Annotated in this window: 20 protein-coding genes; 10 read left to right on the forward strand and 10 right to left on the reverse strand. The window is 67.4% G+C overall.

The window, feature by feature from the left end; all coding sequences use genetic code 11:
• Together Q0C57_RS17970 and rpmG are read left to right on the forward strand one after the other, a co-directional pair.
• Positions 1 to 1,135, forward strand: a 1,135-nt coding sequence (locus tag Q0C57_RS17970; RefSeq protein ID WP_296578372.1) for a sulfite reductase subunit alpha, incomplete at its 5' end; no start/stop codon positions are given.
• Positions 1,136 to 1,281: 146 nt separating this feature from the next.
• Positions 1,282 to 1,449 (forward strand): 50S ribosomal protein L33, encoded by a 168-nt coding sequence (rpmG, locus tag Q0C57_RS17975; RefSeq protein ID WP_296578373.1) that lies wholly within the window; start codon positions 1,282 to 1,284, stop codon positions 1,447 to 1,449.
• Positions 1,450 to 1,807: 358 nt separating this feature from the next.
• Here the strand turns inward: rpmG and Q0C57_RS17980 are convergent, their stop codons facing one another.
• Both Q0C57_RS17980 and Q0C57_RS17985 read right to left on the reverse strand, forming a co-directional pair.
• On the reverse strand, positions 1,808 to 3,181 hold the full coding sequence (locus Q0C57_RS17980; protein WP_296578376.1) for a PleD family two-component system response regulator: 1,374 nt from the start codon (positions 3,179 to 3,181) through the stop codon (positions 1,808 to 1,810).
• A gap of 16 nt (positions 3,182 to 3,197) precedes the next feature.
• A complete protein-coding gene (locus Q0C57_RS17985) occupies positions 3,198 to 3,569 on the reverse strand; it encodes a response regulator (protein ID WP_296578380.1) in 372 nt (123 codons plus the stop codon).
• Positions 3,570 to 3,662: 93 nt separating this feature from the next.
• Between Q0C57_RS17985 and Q0C57_RS17990 the strand changes: the two genes are divergently transcribed.
• Together Q0C57_RS17990 and Q0C57_RS17995 are read left to right on the forward strand one after the other, a co-directional pair.
• Positions 3,663 to 3,965, forward strand: coding sequence for a DUF3572 domain-containing protein (locus tag Q0C57_RS17990; protein WP_296578384.1), 303 nt, complete (start codon positions 3,663 to 3,665; stop codon positions 3,963 to 3,965).
• A 49-nt stretch (positions 3,966 to 4,014) separates the two neighbouring features.
• A complete protein-coding gene (locus Q0C57_RS17995; protein ID WP_296578386.1) occupies positions 4,015 to 5,277 on the forward strand; it encodes a DNA polymerase IV in 1,263 nt (420 codons plus the stop codon).
• A gap of 6 nt (positions 5,278 to 5,283) precedes the next feature.
• On the opposite strand, the gene Q0C57_RS18000 is transcribed toward Q0C57_RS17995, so the two are convergent.
• Complete coding sequence (locus tag Q0C57_RS18000; RefSeq protein WP_296578389.1) at positions 5,284 to 6,129, reverse strand: cell envelope integrity EipB family protein; 846 nt, start codon at positions 6,127 to 6,129, stop codon at positions 5,284 to 5,286.
• Between the two features lie 177 nt (positions 6,130 to 6,306).
• Here Q0C57_RS18000 and Q0C57_RS18005 point away from each other — a divergent pair, with 177 nt between their 5' ends.
• Genes Q0C57_RS18005 through Q0C57_RS18015 form a run of 3 tightly spaced genes read left to right on the forward strand, consistent with a single transcriptional unit; the run spans position 6,307 to position 8,715 of the window.
• Positions 6,307 to 6,768, forward strand: a complete 462-nt coding sequence (locus tag Q0C57_RS18005) for a RidA family protein (RefSeq protein ID WP_296578392.1) — start codon at positions 6,307 to 6,309, stop codon at positions 6,766 to 6,768.
• Positions 6,768 to 7,523: a glycerophosphodiester phosphodiesterase family protein gene (locus Q0C57_RS18010; protein ID WP_296578395.1), complete on the forward strand. Its 756-nt coding sequence runs from the start codon at positions 6,768 to 6,770 to the stop codon at positions 7,521 to 7,523. The genes Q0C57_RS18005 and Q0C57_RS18010 overlap by 1 nt, the downstream gene beginning before the upstream one ends.
• Before the next feature lie 10 nt (positions 7,524 to 7,533).
• Positions 7,534 to 8,715, forward strand: coding sequence for a GNAT family N-acetyltransferase (locus tag Q0C57_RS18015; RefSeq protein ID WP_296578397.1), 1,182 nt, complete (start codon positions 7,534 to 7,536; stop codon positions 8,713 to 8,715).
• Positions 8,716 to 8,735: 20 nt separating this feature from the next.
• Here the strand turns inward: Q0C57_RS18015 and Q0C57_RS18020 are convergent, their stop codons facing one another.
• Complete coding sequence (locus tag Q0C57_RS18020; protein WP_296578401.1) at positions 8,736 to 9,086, reverse strand: hypothetical protein; 351 nt, start codon at positions 9,084 to 9,086, stop codon at positions 8,736 to 8,738.
• A gap of 273 nt (positions 9,087 to 9,359) precedes the next feature.
• Here Q0C57_RS18020 and Q0C57_RS18025 point away from each other — a divergent pair, with 273 nt between their 5' ends.
• The 3 genes from Q0C57_RS18025 to Q0C57_RS18035 all read left to right on the forward strand — a co-directional run bounded on the left by Q0C57_RS18025 (position 9,360) and on the right by Q0C57_RS18035 (position 10,531).
• Positions 9,360 to 9,608 carry a hypothetical protein gene (locus Q0C57_RS18025; protein ID WP_296578403.1) on the forward strand — a complete coding sequence of 83 codons (249 nt, stop codon included), beginning with the start codon at positions 9,360 to 9,362 and terminating at the stop codon, positions 9,606 to 9,608.
• Positions 9,609 to 9,763: 155 nt separating this feature from the next.
• Positions 9,764 to 10,015 (forward strand): hypothetical protein, encoded by a 252-nt coding sequence (locus Q0C57_RS18030; RefSeq protein ID WP_296578406.1) that lies wholly within the window; start codon positions 9,764 to 9,766, stop codon positions 10,013 to 10,015.
• Positions 10,016 to 10,084: 69 nt separating this feature from the next.
• Positions 10,085 to 10,531: an HIT family protein gene (locus Q0C57_RS18035; RefSeq protein WP_296578409.1), complete on the forward strand. Its 447-nt coding sequence runs from the start codon at positions 10,085 to 10,087 to the stop codon at positions 10,529 to 10,531.
• Here the strand turns inward: Q0C57_RS18035 and Q0C57_RS18040 are convergent, their stop codons facing one another.
• From Q0C57_RS18040 to Q0C57_RS18065, 6 genes are all read right to left on the reverse strand, one after another.
• Entirely contained in the window at positions 10,532 to 10,882 is a 351-nt protein-coding gene (locus Q0C57_RS18040) for an AzlD domain-containing protein (protein WP_296578412.1), read from the reverse strand.
• The gene (locus Q0C57_RS18045) at positions 10,879 to 11,619 is read right to left on the reverse strand and encodes an AzlC family ABC transporter permease (RefSeq protein ID WP_296578415.1); all 741 of its coding nucleotides are present in this window, start codon (positions 11,617 to 11,619) and stop codon (positions 10,879 to 10,881) included. Before Q0C57_RS18045 ends, Q0C57_RS18040 begins: the two co-directional genes overlap by 4 nt.
• 133 nt (positions 11,620 to 11,752) lie before the next feature.
• A complete protein-coding gene (gene clpA, locus Q0C57_RS18050; protein ID WP_296578417.1) occupies positions 11,753 to 14,233 on the reverse strand; it encodes an ATP-dependent Clp protease ATP-binding subunit ClpA in 2,481 nt (826 codons plus the stop codon).
• Between the two features lie 69 nt (positions 14,234 to 14,302).
• The gene (gene clpS, locus Q0C57_RS18055; RefSeq protein WP_296578500.1) at positions 14,303 to 14,638 is read right to left on the reverse strand and encodes an ATP-dependent Clp protease adapter ClpS; all 336 of its coding nucleotides are present in this window, start codon (positions 14,636 to 14,638) and stop codon (positions 14,303 to 14,305) included.
• 309 nt (positions 14,639 to 14,947) lie between these two features.
• Positions 14,948 to 18,481: a transcription-repair coupling factor gene (mfd, locus tag Q0C57_RS18060; RefSeq protein ID WP_296578419.1), complete on the reverse strand. Its 3,534-nt coding sequence runs from the start codon at positions 18,479 to 18,481 to the stop codon at positions 14,948 to 14,950.
• Positions 18,481 to 18,780, reverse strand: a complete 300-nt coding sequence (locus Q0C57_RS18065; RefSeq protein WP_296578420.1) for a succinate dehydrogenase assembly factor 2 — start codon at positions 18,778 to 18,780, stop codon at positions 18,481 to 18,483. Before Q0C57_RS18065 ends, mfd begins: the two co-directional genes overlap by 1 nt.
• Positions 18,781 to 18,905 lie beyond the last annotated feature (125 nt).

Raw genomic sequence — 18,905 nt, forward strand, 5'->3', positions numbered from 1 at the left:
CGCCGCCCCACCGGCCGGGCTCCCCGGCCGCTCGCGCGAGGCGCCGGTGGCGGTGCCCTTCCTGTCGGCCCGGCGGCTCACCGGCGAGGGCTCGCAGAAGGAGACCTATCATGTCGAGTTCGACCTCGGCGCCGCCGGCCTCGACTATGTCGCGGGCGACGCCCTTGGTATCTACCCGACCAATGACCTGGGTCTCGTCGACCAGATCATCGCCATGCTGGGGGCCTCCCACGTCACGCCGGTGCGCGGCCGGACGCTGCGCGCCGTTCTCGCCGACGAGGTGTCGCTGGCACCGGCACCCGACGGCCTGTTCGAGCTGATCTCCTTCCTCACCGGGGGCGACCAGCGCCGGAAGGCCAGGGCCCTCGCCCGCGGCGAGGACCCGGACGGCGATGCGGAGGGGCTGGATGTTCTTGCCGTCCTGACCAAATTCGCGGGGGTCAGGCCCCACCCGGAGGCCTTCGTGGAGGCGCTGGAGCCGTTGCAGCCGCGCCTCTATTCGATCTCCTCCTCGCCCAAGGCCGAACCCGGCCTGGTCTCCCTCACCGTCGACGCGGTGCGCTACGTCATCGGCAAGCGCCGGCGGCTTGGCGTCGCCTCCACCTTTCTCGGCGAACGTGCCGCGCCCGGTGCCGCCGTCAGGGTCTATGTCCAGCGCGCCCATGGCTTCGCCCTGCCGGCGGACCCGGCCGTGCCGGTGGTGATGGTCGGTCCGGGCACCGGCATCGCGCCGTTCCGCGCCTTCCTGCAGGACCGGGCGGCGGACAAGGCGCCAGGACCGAACTGGCTCTTCTACGGCCACCAGCGGCAGGCCACCGACTTCTTCTATGCCGACGAACTCGCGGCGCTGAAGGCCTCCGGCGTGCTGACGCGCCTGTCGCTCGCCTGGTCGCGTGACGGCAGCGACAAGGTCTATGTGCAGGACCGGATGCGCGAGACCGGCGCGGAACTCTGGCGCTGGCTCGACCAGGGCGGGCATTTCTACATCTGCGGCGATGCCAAGCGGATGGCCAAGGACGTCGAGGCGGCGCTGGTCGACGTCATCGCAACCCATGGCGGCCGCAGCCCGGAGGCGGCGGTAGCCTATGTCCAGGCGATGAAGAAGGCGGGACGCTACCAGGCCGACGTCTATTGAAGCGGCGGGCCGAAACCGGGCCTTGCCTTGACAAGGCGGCATCGACCTGTCACATCCGCCGCAACCAGCCGTCGGCGACGCGGCGGGCGTAAGCCCTCTGTCCCCAAGGCACGACCCGATCCAACGACCTTCCGCGAGGACTTGCCATGGCCAAAGCCGCCACCATCAAGATCAAGCTGATCTCGACCGCCGACACCGGCTACTTCTACACCGCGAAGAAGAACTCGCGCACCATGACCGACAAGCTGTCGATGAAGAAGTACGACCCGGTTGCGCGCAAGCACGTCGAGTTCAAGGAAGCCAAGATCAAGTGATTGTCACGGTCGGCATGGCCGATCGGTGACTGGAACGGCCCCTTCGGGGGCCGTTTTTCGTTTGGTGACCATCAGGTTGGCAACGAGGTGGCCGGCCGGGCCAACGGCAAAACGGAGAGGCCATCCGCGCCGAACCCGACCGGCCTGCCCCACGGTCCCAGGAGATGCGGCGGACCTGAGTGCACGCAGGGTGTCGACCAGGCCGACGCCGATGTCCCACAGAGGAGATCGCAGCCTGATCTGGCAGAACCCTAGAGTCCGGGCGGGGCAGCGACAATATCGGCGGACAGGATCGGCCGATAAACCGTTCCTTAACCTCAACAAACGCGGTTTACCGGCACGGTAAACGCTGCCAGCCTCAGGCGGCGTCGAGGACGACGCGGTTGCGGCCGTCGCGCTTGGCGCGATAGAGCGCCTGGTCGGCGCGCTTGAGGATGACGTCGGGATCGGCGTCACTGCCCTGGCGCTGGGCCATGCCGATGGAGACGGTCACGTCGATGGCGCGGGCGCCCTTGTGCACCGGGAAGGGATCGCCGGCCACACGGCTGCGGATCCGTTCGGCGACGATGGAGGCGACGCCGGCATCCGTGTCCGGCATGATGACAACGAATTCCTCGCCGCCGAGGCGGCAGACCAGGTCGATGCCGCGCACGCTCTTGCGCAACCGCTGGGCGAATTCGCGCAGCACCTCGTCGCCCGCGTCATGGCCGTATGTGTCGTTGACCGCCTTGAAATAGTCGATGTCGAGCACGAGGACCGACAGCGGCTTGCCGCGGATCGAGGCCTGTTCGACGAGGGTGCCGAGATGGCTTTCCATGTAGCGCCGGTTGTGCAGCCCGGTGAGCCCGTCGGTGATGGCCATTTCCATCGACTGCTGGACATTGTCCCTGAGGCGCGCGGTGTAGCGCTTCTTGCGCACCTGGGTGCGCACGCGGGCCGCCATCTCATTCCGGTCGATGGGGCGCATGAGATAGTCATTGGCGCCGATATCGAGGCTGCGCAACAGCCGCGCATCGTCCTCGGGCTCGGCGACGACGAGGATCGGCAGGCCACGCGTCCGGTCGAGCGTACGGAGCTGGGAGCAGAGCCGCAGTGGGTCGAATTCGGTCAGGCCGAGGGAGACCATGACGAGGTCGTAGTCGTTCTCGGCGGCCTTGAAAAGAGCCTCCTGGGGCCGCGTCTCGACCTCGACCTGATGCTGGTTACGCAAGGCCTGGACGATCCGCTCATGGGACGAGGCGCGGTCATCGACCACGAGGATGCGGCCGTTCAGTCCGGTTTCGGCGGCGGCCTCCGACAGGGCGTCGCGCATGCCGATCTCGCGCGAGGTGACGGCGCGCATGCGCAGCTCGTCCTGCATCATCTTGAGCCGGACGAGGGAGCGCACCCGTGTCACCAGGGCGAAATCGTTGACAGGCTTGGTGAGGAAATCGTCGGCGCCCGCCTCAAGGCCCTGGACCCGGTCGGCTGGCTGGTCCAGCGCCGTGACCATGATAACGGGAATGTGGTGGGTCGCCGGATTGGCCTTGAGCCGACGGCAGGCCTCGAAACCGTCCATGCCCGGCATCATCACGTCGAGCAGGACGATGTCGCACTGGGCGCGCTCGCAGATGGACAGCGCCTCCATGCCCGAACTCGCAGTGACCACGTCAAAATACTCCGCCGACAGCCGCGCTTCCAGCAGCTTCACATTGGCGAGGATGTCATCGACGACGAGGACGCGGGCGGTCATGGCTGGTCGTGTCTCCTCAGGCCGTGCCGAGAAAATGCCGGACGGTCTCGATGAATTTGGTGACGGAGATGGGCTTGGACAGATAGGCCTCGCAGCCGCCCGCCCTGATTCGTTCCTCGTCGCCCTTCATCGCGAATGCAGTGACGGCGATGACCGGAATATGCCGGATCGTCTCGTCCTCCTTGATCCAGCGCGTCACGTCGAGGCCCGAGACCTCGGGCAGCTGGATATCCATGAGGATCAGGTCGGGCCGGTGCTCGCGGGCCAGGGACAGGGCTTCGGTGCCATTGCGCGTCTGGATCGTCCGATAGCCGTTGGCTTCCAACAGATCGTGGAAGAGCTTCATGTTGAGCTCGTTGTCTTCCACGATCATGACGGTTTTCGACATCACCACTCGCATGTTCCGGATGGCCGGGGATGGTTGCCGGACCTTGACGGATGGCCCTCAAGCTAGCCCCAAATCCTTTCAAAAGGACAAACCATGACGTTGCGTCCGCAAGATCGAACCAGGGCTGCAGCCGAAGCCATGGCGGCCGAGGCCCTCGCCTTTCTCGCCGGTGACGAGGACCGGCTGCAGCGCTTCGCCTCGCTGGCCGGGATCGATCTCGGCCAGATCCGCGACATCGCCGGACAGCCGGAATTCCTCACCGCGATCATGGACCATCTGATGGGCGACGAGCCGCTGCTTCTGGCCTTCGCCGCCCATGCGGGAGTCAAGCCGGAGGCGGTGGTGCGCGCCGCCCATGTGCTCGGTGCGGGTCCGTGGGAGCGGGATTTCGCCTGATGCCAAAAGCCCCCTTGCTGAGGCCCGCCATCGCGTCCACGGTCCGCTCATGGCCGCCTTCGCCTTCTGCCGCGACTGTCTGACGGAAGCCGCCCCGGGCGCCCAGCGCTGCCAGGCCTGCGGATCGCCGCGCATCGCCCGGCATGCCGAGCTTGTCGGCCTCTCCATCGCCCATGTCGATTGCGACGCCTTCTATGCGGCGATCGAGAAGCGCGACGACCCCAGCCTGGTCGACCGGGCGGTGATCATCGGCGGCGGCCGGCGCGGCGTCGTCTCGACCTGCTGCTACGTGGCGCGCATCCATGGCGTCCGGTCCGCCATGCCGATGTTCAAGGCGCTGCAGCTCTGCCCCGAGGCCGTGGTGATCAAGCCGAACATGGAAAAGTATGTCGGCGTCGGTCGTCAGGTGCACCAGGCGATGCTGGCGCTTACCCCGCTGGTCGAGCCGCTGTCCATCGACGAGGCCTTTCTCGACCTGACCGGCACCGAGCGGCTGCACGGCGCCGCACCCGCCATGGTGCTGGCCCGTTTCGCCAGGACTGTCGAGCGGGAGATCGGCATCACCGTCTCGGTCGGGCTGTCCTACAACAAGTTCCTTGCCAAGATCGCCTCGGACATGGACAAGCCGCGCGGTTTCGCCGCCATCGGTCGCGCCGAGGCGCTGGAATTCCTCGGATCGAAGCCGGTTTCGCTGATCTGGGGGGTCGGCCGCGCCACCCAGGAGGCGCTGGAGCGGGAGGGGTTCAGGCTGATCGCCGATCTGAGGCGGCTCGATGAGGGCGACCTCATGCGCCGCTTCGGCGCCATGGGCCTGAGGCTGTCGCGGCTGAGCCGGGGCATCGACGAGCGGCGCGTCTCGCCGGACAAGGAGACGAAATCGATCTCGGCCGAGACGACGTTCGACACGGACATCCGCGACGCGCGCACCCTCGAGAAGAAGCTTTTCCTGCTGTGCGAGAAGGTCTCGGCGCGGGCGAAGGCGCAAGGATTCGCCGGCACCACGGTGACGCTGAAGCTGAAGACGGCCGACTTCAAGATCCGCACGCGCTCGCGCGCCCTGCCCTCGCCGACGCTGCTCGCCACACGCCTGTTCGAGACCGGCCGGGACATGCTGATGAAGGAGGCCGACGGCACCGCCTACCGGCTCATCGGCATCGGTCTGTCCGAGCTCACCGACCCGGGACGCGCCGATCCCGCCGACCTCGTCGACCCCTCCATCGCCCGCAGCGTCAAGGTGGAGGGTGCCGTCGACGCCCTGCGGACCCGCTTCGGCAAGGCAGCCGTGGTCAAGGGCATCACCCTCGACGACTGACGCGGTTCAGGGCCGCGTGCAGGCCGTCTCCGGCTGCCATGCGAGGCTCGCCAGCTCACCGCGCAGGGAAAAATCGCCGTAATGGATGACGAGCTGGCGCGACACGCCGTTCTCGTAGAGCTCGAAGGCGATGGAATAGACCGGGGTGGCGCTGTCGCGGCCTTCCTCGAAATAGCTGATCGTCACCGGCCAGCGGGCAAGGGCCGCGAGTTTGGGATCGCGGGCGGCGACCTCGACCTCGCCGGCGCCCGGCGCGATCCGCCGGCCGATAATCGCCGTCGCATTGTAGAGTTTCTCGCCGGTCTCGGCGCCGTCATAGACCTTCGCCTCAAGAATGGTGTGGCCCTCGCGTGCCGCCGCGACCAGACGGATGAGATGTTCGGTGGGGAAGATCGCAGCGCGGTCGATCTGCTTGTTCAGGGGGCGCGGCCGCCGGACGACGACGCTCACCGCGTCCGGCCCGCGCGTCGCGGTGCCGTCCGTCTCGACCTTGGCGGCGCCGTTCTGGCTCGACTGGGAGGTGAAGCGGAAGCCGCTGCCGTCACCTTCCTCAAAATGGGCGGTGCGGACATCCATGACGACCCGGTCTCCGTTCATGGTCAGTTCGACCACCTGGCGGAAGGAGGTCGTGAAGCCCTCGCACCGGTTGCCGCCGGTCTCGAACAGGATGCGGCCGCGGGCCTGGTCGAGGCCGCGGGCCGGCCGCCGCGGGTCGAGGCTGAGATCATAGATGGCCCGGTGCGGCGACAGGGTCGCGGGACCGGTCGCCTGGGCCTGAGCAGCGGCCGCGCCAGTTCCGACGAGGAGCAGACCGGCGACGGTTATGGCGAACGCGGTGCGGATGACGGTCATCGGGCGGGACTCCATGCGGCGACCTGCGGGACAAGACCCGAGCGCCAGCCTTCGGCATTGCACCATAGAGAGGCCGCGAGAGGGCGACAACGCGGCATGGTGGTGTCGCGTTGCCGTCCCTTGCCCCGACCGGCTCATTGGGGCAGGTTCCGCCGCACTCACCCCAGACCGAGGTTCATGATGTCCGCCATTGCTGCCCGTCTCGCCGAACTCGGAATCGTCCTGCCGAACCCCGTCGCGCCGATCGCCAATTACGTCCCCTTCGTGCGGTCGGGCACCATGCTGGTGGTCTCCGGCCAGATTTCGCTCGGCCCCGCCGGGCTGATGGCCGGCAAGCTTGGCGGCGGTGTATCCATCGAGGACGGCCAGAAGGCGGCGCGGCAATGCGCCCTGAACGTCATCGCCCAGATCCAGTCCGCGGTCGGCAATCTCGACAACGTCATCCGCATCGTCCGCCTCGGTGGCTTCATCAACTGCACGCCGGACTTCGTCGATGCGCCTAAGGTCATGAACGGAGCGTCGGACCTGATGGTCGAGGTGTTCGGGGACAAGGGGCGCCACGCCCGTTCGACGATCGGCGTCGCGGCCCTGCCCGCCAATGCCGCCGTCGAGGTCGAAGCGCTGGTCGAGATCGCGTGATGGGTGGCCGCAGCGATATCGGCTGGCTCACCGCCCGGCCCATCGCCCATCGCGGCCTGCACGGGCTGACGCCGGGAGTCATCGAGAACTGCCCGCGCGCCTTCACGGCGGCGATCGCCGGCGATTATGCCATCGAATGCGACGTGCAGCCGACCGCGGACGGCGACGCCATCGTCTTCCATGATGCGACGCTCGATCGCCTGACGCAGGCGACCGGCCGTGTCGATGCGCATGACGCGGCGGCGCTGAAGCGACTCGCCTTCAAGGCGACGGACGACCGGATGATCACCCTCGCCGAGCTCTTCGCGCTGGTCGATGGCCGGGTGCCGCTGGTGGTGGAGATCAAATCGGACTTCGACGGCAAGCTCGCCCTCACCCGCCGGGTCGCCGGGCTTGCGACCGCCTATTCCGGTCCGGTGGCGCTGATGTCCTTCGATCCCGCGCCGATCGCCTGGCTGAAGGACAACGCGCCTGATCTCGTCCGCGGGATCGTCGCGGAATCGCACTATGCCGGCGCCTATTGGGCCGGCCTGTCCCCGGCCATGCGTGCCGAACTGGCGGCTTTCGCGCATATGGAGCGCACCGATCCCGATTTCCTGTCGTGGCGGGTCGCCGACCTGCCGAGCGTCGCCACCGAGCGCTATCGCGGCTCGCTGAAGCGGCCCGTCATCTGCTGGACGGTGCGGACGGATGACGAGCGTTTGATCGCCGCCCGCCATGCGGATCAGGTGACCTTCGAGGGCTATCTCGCCTAAGCTCCCGGCCATGAGTTCCGCACCCTTCACGCTCCGCGTCGCGTCCAGCGTCGCGGATATCCCTGCCGATGTGTGGAACGCCTGCGCGGCCGGGACATCGGGGAGCGTCGATCCGTTCCTCGACCATGCCTTCTTCCTCAGCCTGGAGGAGTCGCGCTCGGCCGTGCGGGAGACCGGCTGGCTGGGCCATCACCTGATCCTCGAGCGGGGCGAGGCGGTGGCGGCAATCATGCCCTGCTACCTCAAGAGCCATTCGCGCGGCGAATATGTCTTCGACGGCGGCTGGGCCGAGGCCTATGAGCGCGCCGGCGGGCGCTACTATCCCAAGCTGCAGGCGAGCGTCCCCTTCACGCCGGCGACCGGACGCCGTCTCCTGGTGCGCGCGGGACCCGAGGCCGATCTCGCCCGGACGGCCCTGGTCCAGGGCGCGGCCCAGGTCGCGGTGCAAGCCGGGGTCTCTTCGCTCCATGTGACCTTCTGCCGGCAGGATGAATGGGAGCTGATGGCGGCGGCGGGCTATCTGCAGCGCAACGACACGCAGTTCCATTTCGAGAACGAGGGCTATGCGGTCTTCGACGATTTTCTCGCCGCCCTGTCCTCGCGCAAGCGCAAGGTGATCCGGCGCGAGAGACGCGAGGCGCTCGAGGGCCGGGGCATCACCATCCGCTGGCTGACCGGCGCCGACCTCACCGAAGAGGTCTGGGACCGGTTCTATGCGTTCTACATCGATACCGGCTCACGCAAATGGGGTCGTCCCTACCTGACCCGGGCTTTCTACTCCCTGATCGGCGCGCGGATGGCTGACCGGATCCTGCTGGTCATGGCGGAACGGGAGGGGCGTTACGTTGCCGGCGCCATCAATTTCATCGGCGAAGAGGTGCTCTATGGACGCCACTGGGGGGCGGTGGAGGAGCATCCGTTCCTGCATTTCGAGGTCTGCTATTATCAGGCCATCGACTACGCGATCCGCCACGGGCTGAAACGCGTCGAGGCCGGCGCACAGGGCGAGCACAAGCTGGCGCGCGGCTACAAGCCGGTGACCACCCACTCAGCCCATTTCATCGCCGATCGCGGCTTGCGCCGGGCGGTGGACGACTATCTCGCCCGCGAGCGCAGCTATATCGCCGAGGCCATCCAGGACCTTGGCGCGATGACACCGTTCCGACGTGCGTCCCTTGACGAGCAGGACTGACACGGAACGTCGCGGCACGTCTACAGGTCGAGGCCGCCGAGCCCCTTGCCGATACTGCCGGCGACGTCGCCGACGCCGGACGCGATGGTTCCAGCGGTCTCGATGGCGCCCGACGCCATGGCGCCGCCGGTCTCGAAGGCACCCGAGGTCAAGGTTCCGGCCGTCTGGGTGACGGTCGAGGCGGCGGATGCTGTCGCCTGCCCGACAGAGGACGCGGTACTGGCGACGACGTCGATGACGGTCGCTGCCACGTCGAGCCATCCGCCGGCATCGGCAGCCGCCTGGTCGGTCTTCTTCTTCTGCTGCTCGGCGTCCTGAGCCTCGGTCAGTGCTTCGGCGCCCGTCACCGCGGATTGGGGATCGATTGCCACGGCGGCCTCCTCAGAACATTGAAGAATGGAGCGGCACGCCGCTGGTGAAAAGATATCACGAAGAGATCCGATGCGTCCGCAGTCTCACCGCGCTCCGTTTCGGTCCGGTGGCAGCCCGCGGGATGCCATGTGACGTGGCGTGACAGGCTGACCGCTCTTGCAGCATTGTGAACGCCGGCTAAACCTGCCGATATCAGCAGTTCAGGTCGACGGGACCAGGATGCAGTCGAACCGGTCGAGACGGTTCGAACATGTCCACAAGGAGAAGGTCCCATGTTGCATCGCCGCTCGTTCTTTGCCGCCCTCGCCGCCGGGGTCGCCGCCACCACCCTCGCTGCCACCGCCCAGGCCGCCCCGCTCGCCGACACGGTGACGGCGGCTGACACCCCCGAAGCTGCCGCCCTTCCCATTGCCGGCGAACCGCTGGAAATGCGGCGCCGCCACCGCCGCGCCCGCCGCGTGCTGCGTCGGACCCGCCGCCGGACCCGCCGCATCGTCCGCCGTGTCCGTCGCCGGGGCTGATCCGCCCCCCCGCCCGGCGACACGACCGCGGTCGCCGGGCGTCGACATTCAGAAACAGTCGCCTGACAGGGTTGCCACCGAAGCGACTTGACGTCGCGTCAACCGGCGCAGCACTCTTCCCCCATGCGCCAGCACAGCCATCAGGAGGATTGAGAATGATCCATCGTCGTACCTTCTTCGCCGCGGCCGCTGGGGCTGTCGCGGTCGCCGCCGCCGGCAGTGCTGCCCAGGCCGCTCCCGTTGCGCCGACGGCCACGGCTGCAGTGACGCCGGTGGTCGAGCAGCCCACCGAGATGCAGTATTACATCGTCCGCCGCCGCCGACGCTTCGTCTACCGCCCGCGGCGCGTCTACTACGTCCGCCGCCGCTTCGTTCGCCGCCGGTTCGTCCGGCGCTACTACTGGTGACCGCGCGCGGCTTGACGCCGCGCCTCGCGATTGCGACACCCTCGCGGACCGGTTCGCGAGGGTGTTTTCATGTCGACCACCGCCTATGATCCCAACAATGTCTTCGCCAAGATCCTGCGTGGCGAGATGCCGGCCCAGAAGGTCTATGAGACCGATAAGGTGCTGGCCTTCATGGACATCATGCCGCGCGCGGATGGCCATGTGCTGGTGATTCCGAAGGCCGCCGCCCGCAACATCCTCGACATTCACCCCGACGATCTGGCCGATCTCTCCCGCGCCGTGCAATTCGTCGCCAAGGGCGTCAAGCGCGCCATGGCGGCCGATGGACTGACGATCCAGCAGTTCAACGAGACAGCCGGCGGACAGGTGGTCTTCCATATCCACGTTCACGTGCTGCCGCGCTGGACGGGTGTCGCGCTGCGGCCGCATACCGGCGCCATGGAAAATGCCGAGGTTCTGGCGACCCATGCCGCCACCATCCGTGCCGCACTGGAGGCCATGCAGGCCGGCGGCTGACTATGTCAGCCCCAGCCACAGGGCGCCGCCGACAATGACGAGTTCGGCGGCGAGCACGCCGAACAGCACGCTGCGCCGGCCGATCCAGTAGACCGCCACCCCCGCCAGGAAGGCGCCGATCCGCCAGCCGAGCGGCAGGGTTGCAAGGGCGCCGGCGGGAAAGAAGGCCAGCTTGGCGACGACAGCCGCGAGCGTCGCGGTGGCCACGGCCCGCACCCAGATCAGGATCTCGGAATTCTCGTCGAGGCCGCGGCCGACGACCAGCGCCATCCAGCGCCAGATCTCGCTCGGCAGGAAGCCGAGGAGAATCAGCGCGATATAGGGCGCCAGATCGGAACCGAAGAGGGTCACGCGGCGTCCCTCGCCCGCTTCAGCCGCGCAAGCCCATAGGCGAGGGTTCCGCCCCCGAGACCGGCATAGAGCAGTTCGAGCCCGTCACCCGCCAGCGCGCCCAGCAGCAGGCCGAAGAAGCCGAAGCCGATGGCGAGCTGGTCGGAGAGCACGCGGGCCGTGGCGAAGAGCGACAGGAGGAAGAAGATGGGCGTCAGGAACAGCAGCCCCGCCGCGAAGGCGTGCGGGATGATCCCCGCGAGGCCATAGCCAACGACCGTCGCCGTCGTTGCGGAGGCGAGCAGGCCGGTCCCGAGACCGAGGAAGAAGGGGACGCGACCCTCGCCGTCGATCTGAGGCAGCAGACGCAGGCTCTCGACCCAGATCGAAATGGCCACCAGATGGGCGCAGACGACCGCGACGACGGGATGGCGGTTCTGCAGCCGCAGATAGGGCAGCAACGAGACGACCATGGGCAGGAGGCGGACCGAGGAGAGCCCGACGGTGAGGGCGATCGCGAGCCAGGATGCCCCCGAGCCGAGCCCCCCGACGAGGATGAGGTGGGCCGGCCCGGCCCAGATCAGGACGGTGGCCAGCACGGCCCAGGCGAGCGGCATGCCGTAATCGGCACAGACCGAACCGATGCCGATGAAGGTGGCGGCGAGGATGACCGCCGGCAGGGCGACGGCCGCACGCAATCCGCGGCGGTAATAGACGCCCTGGGTCAGCGGAGGCGAAAGGGCGCGTTCAGGGTCCATCAGGCATCGATCACTCGACCAGACGACGGCTCATGGCAAGAGCGATGATGCATGCGGGCCATTCGCCTCGCCCAACGAGCGAGCCCGGCGCGGTCAAGGGACCAGGCCGGGCTCGCAATGGGCAACAAGACGATCAATCCGCCTTGAGCGGCACCTTGGGGACGGAACCCGAGGGGCGCCGCGGCTCGGAGGGTGCGGGAACGCCTCCCCCACCGCCGCCGCCTTTCGGCTTGCGCTTCGGTTTCGCGGCCACCGTCTTCTTGGCCGCTGCCCGCTTGGCGATTCGGCGGACGTCGGGCGCCACCGGTTCGGCCTTGGGGGTGACCGGGCCTGCCGGATAGTCGAAGGAGAGGATCGGGAAGCCCTCCTCGTCCTTGGACACGATGACCCTGACATGGCCGCCATTCTTCAGGCGCCCGAACAGCAGGTCCTCGGCGAGCGGCTTCTTCACATATTCCTGGATGACACGCGCCATCGGGCGGGCGCCCATCTGCTCGTCATAGCCGCGCTCGATCAGCCATTCCTTGGCGTCGGGCGACAGCTCGATCGTCACCTGGCGATCGGCGAGCTGGGCCTCGAGCTGCAGGACGAACTTCTCGACGACATTGCCGATGACCTCGGTCGACAGGTGGCCGAAGGCGATGACGGCGTCGAGGCGGTTGCGGAATTCGGGGGCGAAGAGACGGTTGATCGCTTCCGAATCGTCGCCTGTCCGCTTGTTGCGGGTAAAGCCGATGGCCGGCTTGGCGAGATCGGCGGCGCCCGCATTGGTCGTCATGATGAGGATGACATTGCGGAAATCGACCTGCTTGCCGTTGTGATCGGTCAGTTTTCCATGGTCCATGATCTGCAACAGGATGTTGAAGAGGTCCGGATGGGCCTTCTCGATCTCGTCCAGCAGCAGCACGCAATAAGGGTTCTGGTCGACACCGTCGGTGAGCAGGCCGCCCTGGTCGAAGCCGACATAGCCGGGCGGCGCGCCGATCAGCCGTGAGACCGTGTGGCGCTCCATATATTCCGACATGTCGAAGCGCAGCAGCTGGACGCCAAGCACCTGGGAGAGCTGCTTGGCGACCTCGGTCTTGCCGACCCCGGTCGGGCCGGAGAAGAGGTAGTTGCCGATCGGCTTTTCCGGCTCGCGCAGGCCGGCTCGGGCGAGCTTGATCGAGGCGGAGAGCGCGTCGATCGCCTTGTCCTGGCCGTAGACCACCCGCTTCAGCGTCGTCTCGATGTTGCGCAGCACCTCGGCGTCGTCCTTCGAGACGGTCTTCGGCGGGATACGGGCCATCGTCGCGATCGTCGCCTCGATCTCCTTGATGCCGATCGTCTTCTTGCGCTTGTTCTCGGGCACCAGCATCTGCGCCGCACCGCTCTCGTCGATCACGTCGATCGCCTTGTCCGGCAGCTTGCGGTCATGGATGTAGCGGGCCGACAGTTCCACCGCCGCCTTGATGGCCTCGTTGGTGTAGCGCAGCTTGTGATAGGTCTCGAAGGTGGTCTTCAGGCCCTTCAGGATCTCGATGGAATCCGCGACCGTCGGCTCGCTGACGTCGATCTTCTGGAAGCGGCGGACGAGCGCCCGGTCCTTCTCGAAATACTGACGATACTCCTTGTAGGTGGTCGAGCCGATGCAGCGCAGCGTGCCCTGGGCGAGGGCCGGCTTGAGCAGGTTGGAGGCATCCATCGCCCCGCCCGAGGTGGCGCCGGCGCCGATCACGGTATGGATCTCGTCGATGAACATGATGGCGTTGGGGTGGGCCTCCACCTCCTTGATCACCTGCTTGAGACGCTCCTCGAAATCACCGCGGTAGCGGGTGCCGGCGAGCAGCGTGCCCATGTCCAGCGAAAAGACGGTCGCGTCCTTCAGGACCTCCGGCACGTCGTTTTCGACGATGCGCTTGGCCAGGCCCTCGGCGATGGCGGTCTTGCCGACGCCGGGGTCGCCGACGAGCAGCGGGTTGTTCTTCTGGCGGCGGCAGAGCACCTGGATGGTGCGGCTGATCTCCTTGTCGCGGCCGATCAGCGGGTCGATGCGGCCTTCCCGTGCCTTCTTGTTGAGGTTGACGCAATAGGTGTCGAGGGCGTCACCCTTCTTCTTGTCGCCGTCCGCGGCCTTTTCCTTGGCCTCTTCCGGCTCGTCGGCGCCCTTCGGCGCCCGCGCCTCGGAGAGCCCGGCCCGCTTGGCGATGCCATGGCTGATATAGTTCACCGCGTCGTAGCGGGTCATGTCCTGCTCCTGCAGGAAATAGGCGGCATGGCTCTCGCGCTCGGCGAAGATCGCCACCAGCACATTGGCACCCGTCACCTCCTCGCGGCCGGAGGACTGGACGTGGATCACGGCGCGCTGGATGACGCGCTGGAAGCCGGCCGTGGGCTTGGAATCCTCCGAACCGTCGGTGATGAGGTTCTCAAGCTCGGCGTCGACATAGCCGACGAGGCTCTTCTTCAGTTTCTCAAGGTCGACGCTGCAGGCCTTCATCACCGCGGCAGCGTCCTGATCATCGACCAGGGCGAGAAGGAGATGCTCGAGAGTCGCATATTCGTGGCGTCGCTCATTGGCGAGTGCGAGAGCCCGATGAAGCGACTGTTCAAGGCTGCGGGAGAATGAAGGCAAGGGAACCTCGTCGACGTTCGCTGTGCGCCGTAGCGCCCAAGAGTGCCGGAAAACCGGCGTTCGCAAAACTCATTTCTTTTCCATCACGCATTGCAGCGGATGCTGGTTCTTACGGGCGAAGTCCATGACCTGGGTCACTTTGGTCTCCGCCACCTCATAGGTATAGACGCCGCATTCCCCGACGCCATGCTGGTGCACATGGAGCATGATCCGCGTCGCGTCGTCGGTGCTCTTGTTGAAGAATTTCTGCAGGATGTGCACGACGAACTCCATCGGCGTGTAGTCGTCGTTCAGCAGCAGAACCCGGTAAAGGCTCGGCTTCTTGGTCTGCGGGCGCGTCTTGGCGATGACCGATGTGCCCGGTCCGCCGGGATCCTGGTCGCGCTCGTCGCGTTTTCCGGCCATGGCGACGGGAGCGCTGGCCTGCCATACCGCTCCCGTCCCGTCCCTGCCCGCTGCTGCGTCTCGTGTCATCGTCCTGAATTCGTGCCGCATTGACGCCACGCCTGATAAGCCGGTTCGATCCATGCCCAACCCGCTGCGGATTGGGACGCCTGTTCTGCGGGAATCATGCCGAGCCGCACCGCCCGACGCTAGTCCCAAAATAGGAGCGGGCGCGCGCTCTCGCCAGAGGTGGTGGATAAAGCCCTGCCGTGATCTCCCCCGCAACCATGCGGGGACGGACCGGGGTCGGACGGCATTGGCAAGTCGACCTCACGCCGCCTTCTTCGTCTCCGCGATCTTCACGAGGTTGCGCAGGATCACCGCCGTGCCCTTCAGACGGTCATCGGCCCGCGGCCAGTCGCGGATGAAGACGATCTTCTGGTCAGGCCGCACCTTGGCGAGCGATCCCTGCTCGCCGATATAGCGCACGAGGCCGGCGGGATTGGCGAATTTCTGGTCGCGGAATGCCATGACGATGCCGCGCGGGCCGGAATCGACCTTCTCGACATTGGCCCGGCGGCAATAGGCCTTGATGACCGCGACCTTGATCAGATGCTCGACTTCCGGCGGCAGCGGCCCGAAGCGGTCGATCATCTCGGCGGCGAAGGCGTCGATCGCCTCGTCGGTGTCGAGATCGCCGAGGCGCCGGTAGAGCTGCAGCCTGAGCCCGAGATCCTCGACATAGGTCTCGGGGATGAGGATCGGCGTGCCGACCGTGATCTGCGGCGACCACTTGTCCTCGACCGTATCCTCGACGAGGCCGGCCTTCATCATCGACACCGCCTCCTCCAGCATCTGCTGGTAGAGCTCGTAGCCGACCTCCTTGATGTGGCCGGACTGCTCGTCGCCGAGCAGGTTGCCGGCGCCGCGGATGTCGAGATCGTGGGAGGCAAGCTGGAAGCCGGCGCCGAGCGTGTCGAGCGACTGCAGCACCTTGAGGCGCCGCTCGGCCTGCGGCGTCACCGGCTTCTTCTCGGGCAGGGTGAACAGCGCATAGGCGCGGGTCTTGGCCCGGCCGACGCGGCCGCGCAGCTGGTAGAGCTGGGCGAGGCCGAACATGTCGGCCCGCCAGACGATCAGCGTGTTGGCGCGGGGGATGTCGAGGCCGGATTCGACGATGGTGGTCGAGAGCAGGATGTCGACCTTGCCGTCGTAGAAGGCGCCGATCCGGTCCTCGAGGTCGCCGGCGGCCATCTGGCCGTGGGCGATGATGAATTTCGCCTCGGGCACATGTTCGCGCAGGAAGGCCTCGGCCTCGGCGAGGTCCTCGATCCGCGGGCAGACGAAGAAGGCCTGGCCGCCGCGGTAGCGCTCGCGCAGCAGCGCCTCGCGGATGATCAGCGGATCGAAAGGCGTCACGAAGGAGCGCACCGCCAGGCGGTCGACCGGCGGTGTCGCGATGATCGACAGGTCGCGCACGCCGGTCATGGCCAGTTGCAGGGTGCGCGGGATCGGCGTCGCTGTCAGCGTCAGCACATGGACCTCGGCGCGCAGCTCCTTGAGCCGCTCCTTGTGGCCGACGCCGAAATGCTGCTCCTCATCGACGATGACGAGCCCGAGATCCTTGAAGGCGATCGCCTTGCCGAGCAGCGCATGGGTGCCAACGACGATGTCGACCGTGCCGTCGGTCAGGCCCTTCTTGGCGGCGGCGAGATCGGCCGCGCCGACCATGCGCGAGGCCTGGGCCACCGTCACCGGCAGGCCCTTGAAGCGTTCGGCGAAGGTCTTGAAATGCTGGCGCGCGAGCAGCGTCGTCGGCACCACCACCGCCACCTGCTTGCCGCTCAGCACGGCGGCGAAGGCGGCCCGGAGCGCCACCTCTGTCTTGCCGAAGCCGACATCGCCGCAGACGAGGCGGTCCATCGGCCGCCCCGAGCCCATGTCTTCGAGCACCGCGTCGATGGCGCCGGCCTGGTCCTCGGTCTCCTCATAGGGGAACCGGGCGGCGAATTCGTCATAGGCGCCGTCCGGCGGCACCAGTTTCGGCGCCTCGCGCAGTGCCCGGGCCGCGGCGATCTTGATCAGGCCGGCGGCCATTTCGAGAATGCGCTTCTTCAGCCGCGCCTTGCGCGACTGCCAGGCGCCGCCGCCGAGCCGGTCAAGCTGCGCCTCGGCATCCTCGGACCCGTAGCGGGTCAGGAGCTCGATATTCTCCACGGGCAGGAAGAGCTTGTCACCGCCGGCATAGTGCAGCTCGACACAATCATGGGGGGCGCCGACCGCCGTCACGGTCTTCAGGCCGATGAAGCGGCCGATGCCATGGTCGACATGGACGACGAGGTCGCCGGCCGACAGGCTGGTCACGTCCGACAGGAAATCCTGTGCCCGCTTGCGGCGCTTCTGCGCCCGCACAAGGCGGTCGCCGAGAATGTCCTGCTCGCCGATGACAACGAGGTCCGGCGTCTCGAACCCTTCCTCGACGCCAAGCACGGCGAGCGCGATCTCATCGCCGCGCAGGGCCTGGGCCGAGGACCAGCTGGCGACCGGCCGCAGCGCCTTCAGCCCGTGATCCTCGAGAATGGGCTGCAGCCGTTCGCGCGAGCCTTCCGACCAGGCCGCGACGAGGACGCGTTTCTTGTCCTTGCGCAAAGCCGCCACATGGGCGGCGACCGCGTCGAAGATATTGGCGTTCTCGTCGGCCCGCTCGGCGGCGAAGGACCGGCCGCGCCGGCCCTCGAGGTCGATCATTGCCCCGTCGGAGGCGCCGGCAAGGGCGAAAGGCGACAGCCGGACCACGGCCTCGCCGCCGCGTCGCCGGTCCCAGTCCTCTGCCGTCAGATAGAGCCCGTCGGGAGGCAGCGGCTTGTAGGCGGTGCCGGAATCCTGTTCCAGAGCGGTTTTGCGGGCGTCATAATAGTCGGCAATCGTCGTCAGCCGTTCGCGCGCGGCCTCCTCGACCTGCGCATCGAGGACGATGCCGGCATCGGGCAGATAGTCGAACAGCGTGTCGAGGCGGTCGTGGAACAGCGGCAGCCAGTGCTCGACACCGGGATGGCGCCGGCCTTCCGACACGGCCTCGTAGAGCGCGTCGCCCTTGGTCGAGCCGCCGAAGGCGCGCACGTAGGACAGGCGGAACTTCGCCATGGTCTCGGTGGTGATCTGCATTTCCGCCGTCGGCACGAGATCGAGGCGCGGCAGGTTGCCGGTGGTGCGCTGGGTCTCGGGATCGAAGGAGCGGATCGATTCCAGCGTATCGCCGAAGAAGTCGAGGCGGATCGGCGCCTCGAGGCCCGGCGCGAAGAGATCGAGAATGCCGCCGCGCACCGCATATTCGCCGATTTCGCGGACGGTCGAGGTGCGCAGATAGCCGTTGCTCTCCAGCCAGACCTGGAGGTTGGCCATGGCGATGACATTGCCGGGCGCGGCGGAGAGGGATTGCCGCGCCAGCACCGCGCGCGCCGGCACGCGCTGCAGCGCCGCATTGACCGTGGTGAGCACGATGGCGGGGGTGGCGCGGCCGGTCGTGCGCGCCAGGCGCGACAGGGTCAGCATCCGCCGGGCCATGATCGCGCCGTTGGGCGAGGCGCGATCGTAGGGCTGGCAGTCCCAGGCGGGGACGGAGAGAAGCTCGATGCCAGGCGCGAAGAAGGCGAGCGCCGTCTCCATGGCCTGCATGCGCGGACCGTCACGGCAGATCACAAGGAGCTCCGGCGAGGCCTGGTTGCCCTTGGCGTGGAGCTGGCGCGCGAGATCGGCGACGACCAGCGCGTCATAGCCCGGCGGGACGCCGGCAAGCGTCAGACGGCCGCGCGAGGCGACGACATCGGCGGGCGAACGACCGCTGGCTGTCGGAGATTTGGCCATCAGCCGACCCAGGCTCCCCGGCCCTCGGAATGGAAGGTCTTGAGCGCCCGGAAGACGCTGGTGTCGTAATTGCCGGGCGTGTCCGCCTTGTCGGTGACCCAGGCGAAGAGATCGCGGTCCGGCACCTCGATCAGCCGCTCGAAATCATCGAGTTCGGCCTCGGTGAAATCGCCGATATGGACATCGGCGAAGCGGCCCATGATCAGGTCCATCTCGCGGGTGCCGCGATGCCATGACCGGAAGAGGATCTTCCGGCGTCGCGGATCGAGATCGGCGGAGGAACGGGTGGTTCCGGTCATCGACAGGGCCTCGTAACGGGTTGCAGCGCTTCTACGTCCGACATCCGCCCGCGGAGCCGGCGCGAATGCAGGGCAGCTAACGGCAAAAGCCGGGAACGCCCTTTCGGACGACACCCGGTGCGCGG

The sequence above is a fragment of the Phreatobacter sp. genome (assembly GCF_022843985.1).
Classification (GTDB): domain Bacteria; phylum Pseudomonadota; class Alphaproteobacteria; order Rhizobiales; family Phreatobacteraceae; genus Phreatobacter.

What these genes read in the sequence shown, in the direction of transcription:
- rpmG (WP_296578373.1), top strand. Translation starts at nt 1,282, where the DNA reads ATGGCCAAAGCCGCCACCATCAAGATCAAGCTGATCTCGACCGCCGAC.
- Q0C57_RS17980 (WP_296578376.1), bottom strand. Translation starts at nt 3,181, where the DNA reads ATGACCGCCCGCGTCCTCGTCGTCGATGACATCCTCGCCAATGTGAAG.
- Q0C57_RS17985 (WP_296578380.1), bottom strand. Translation starts at nt 3,569, where the DNA reads ATGTCGAAAACCGTCATGATCGTGGAAGACAACGAGCTCAACATGAAG.
- Q0C57_RS17990 (WP_296578384.1), top strand. Translation starts at nt 3,663, where the DNA reads ATGACGTTGCGTCCGCAAGATCGAACCAGGGCTGCAGCCGAAGCCATG.
- Q0C57_RS17995 (WP_296578386.1), top strand. Translation starts at nt 4,015, where the DNA reads ATGGCCGCCTTCGCCTTCTGCCGCGACTGTCTGACGGAAGCCGCCCCG.
- Q0C57_RS18000 (WP_296578389.1), bottom strand. Translation starts at nt 6,129, where the DNA reads ATGACCGTCATCCGCACCGCGTTCGCCATAACCGTCGCCGGTCTGCTC.
- Q0C57_RS18005 (WP_296578392.1), top strand. Translation starts at nt 6,307, where the DNA reads ATGATGTCCGCCATTGCTGCCCGTCTCGCCGAACTCGGAATCGTCCTG.
- Q0C57_RS18010 (WP_296578395.1), top strand. Translation starts at nt 6,768, where the DNA reads ATGGGTGGCCGCAGCGATATCGGCTGGCTCACCGCCCGGCCCATCGCC.
- Q0C57_RS18015 (WP_296578397.1), top strand. Translation starts at nt 7,534, where the DNA reads ATGAGTTCCGCACCCTTCACGCTCCGCGTCGCGTCCAGCGTCGCGGAT.
- Q0C57_RS18025 (WP_296578403.1), top strand. Translation starts at nt 9,360, where the DNA reads ATGTTGCATCGCCGCTCGTTCTTTGCCGCCCTCGCCGCCGGGGTCGCC.
- Q0C57_RS18030 (WP_296578406.1), top strand. Translation starts at nt 9,764, where the DNA reads ATGATCCATCGTCGTACCTTCTTCGCCGCGGCCGCTGGGGCTGTCGCG.
- Q0C57_RS18035 (WP_296578409.1), top strand. Translation starts at nt 10,085, where the DNA reads ATGTCGACCACCGCCTATGATCCCAACAATGTCTTCGCCAAGATCCTG.
- Q0C57_RS18045 (WP_296578415.1), bottom strand. Translation starts at nt 11,619, where the DNA reads ATGGACCCTGAACGCGCCCTTTCGCCTCCGCTGACCCAGGGCGTCTAT.
- clpS (WP_296578500.1), bottom strand. Translation starts at nt 14,638, where the DNA reads ATGGCCGGAAAACGCGACGAGCGCGACCAGGATCCCGGCGGACCGGGC.
- mfd (WP_296578419.1), bottom strand. Translation starts at nt 18,481, where the DNA reads ATGGCCAAATCTCCGACAGCCAGCGGTCGTTCGCCCGCCGATGTCGTC.
- Q0C57_RS18065 (WP_296578420.1), bottom strand. Translation starts at nt 18,780, where the DNA reads ATGACCGGAACCACCCGTTCCTCCGCCGATCTCGATCCGCGACGCCGG.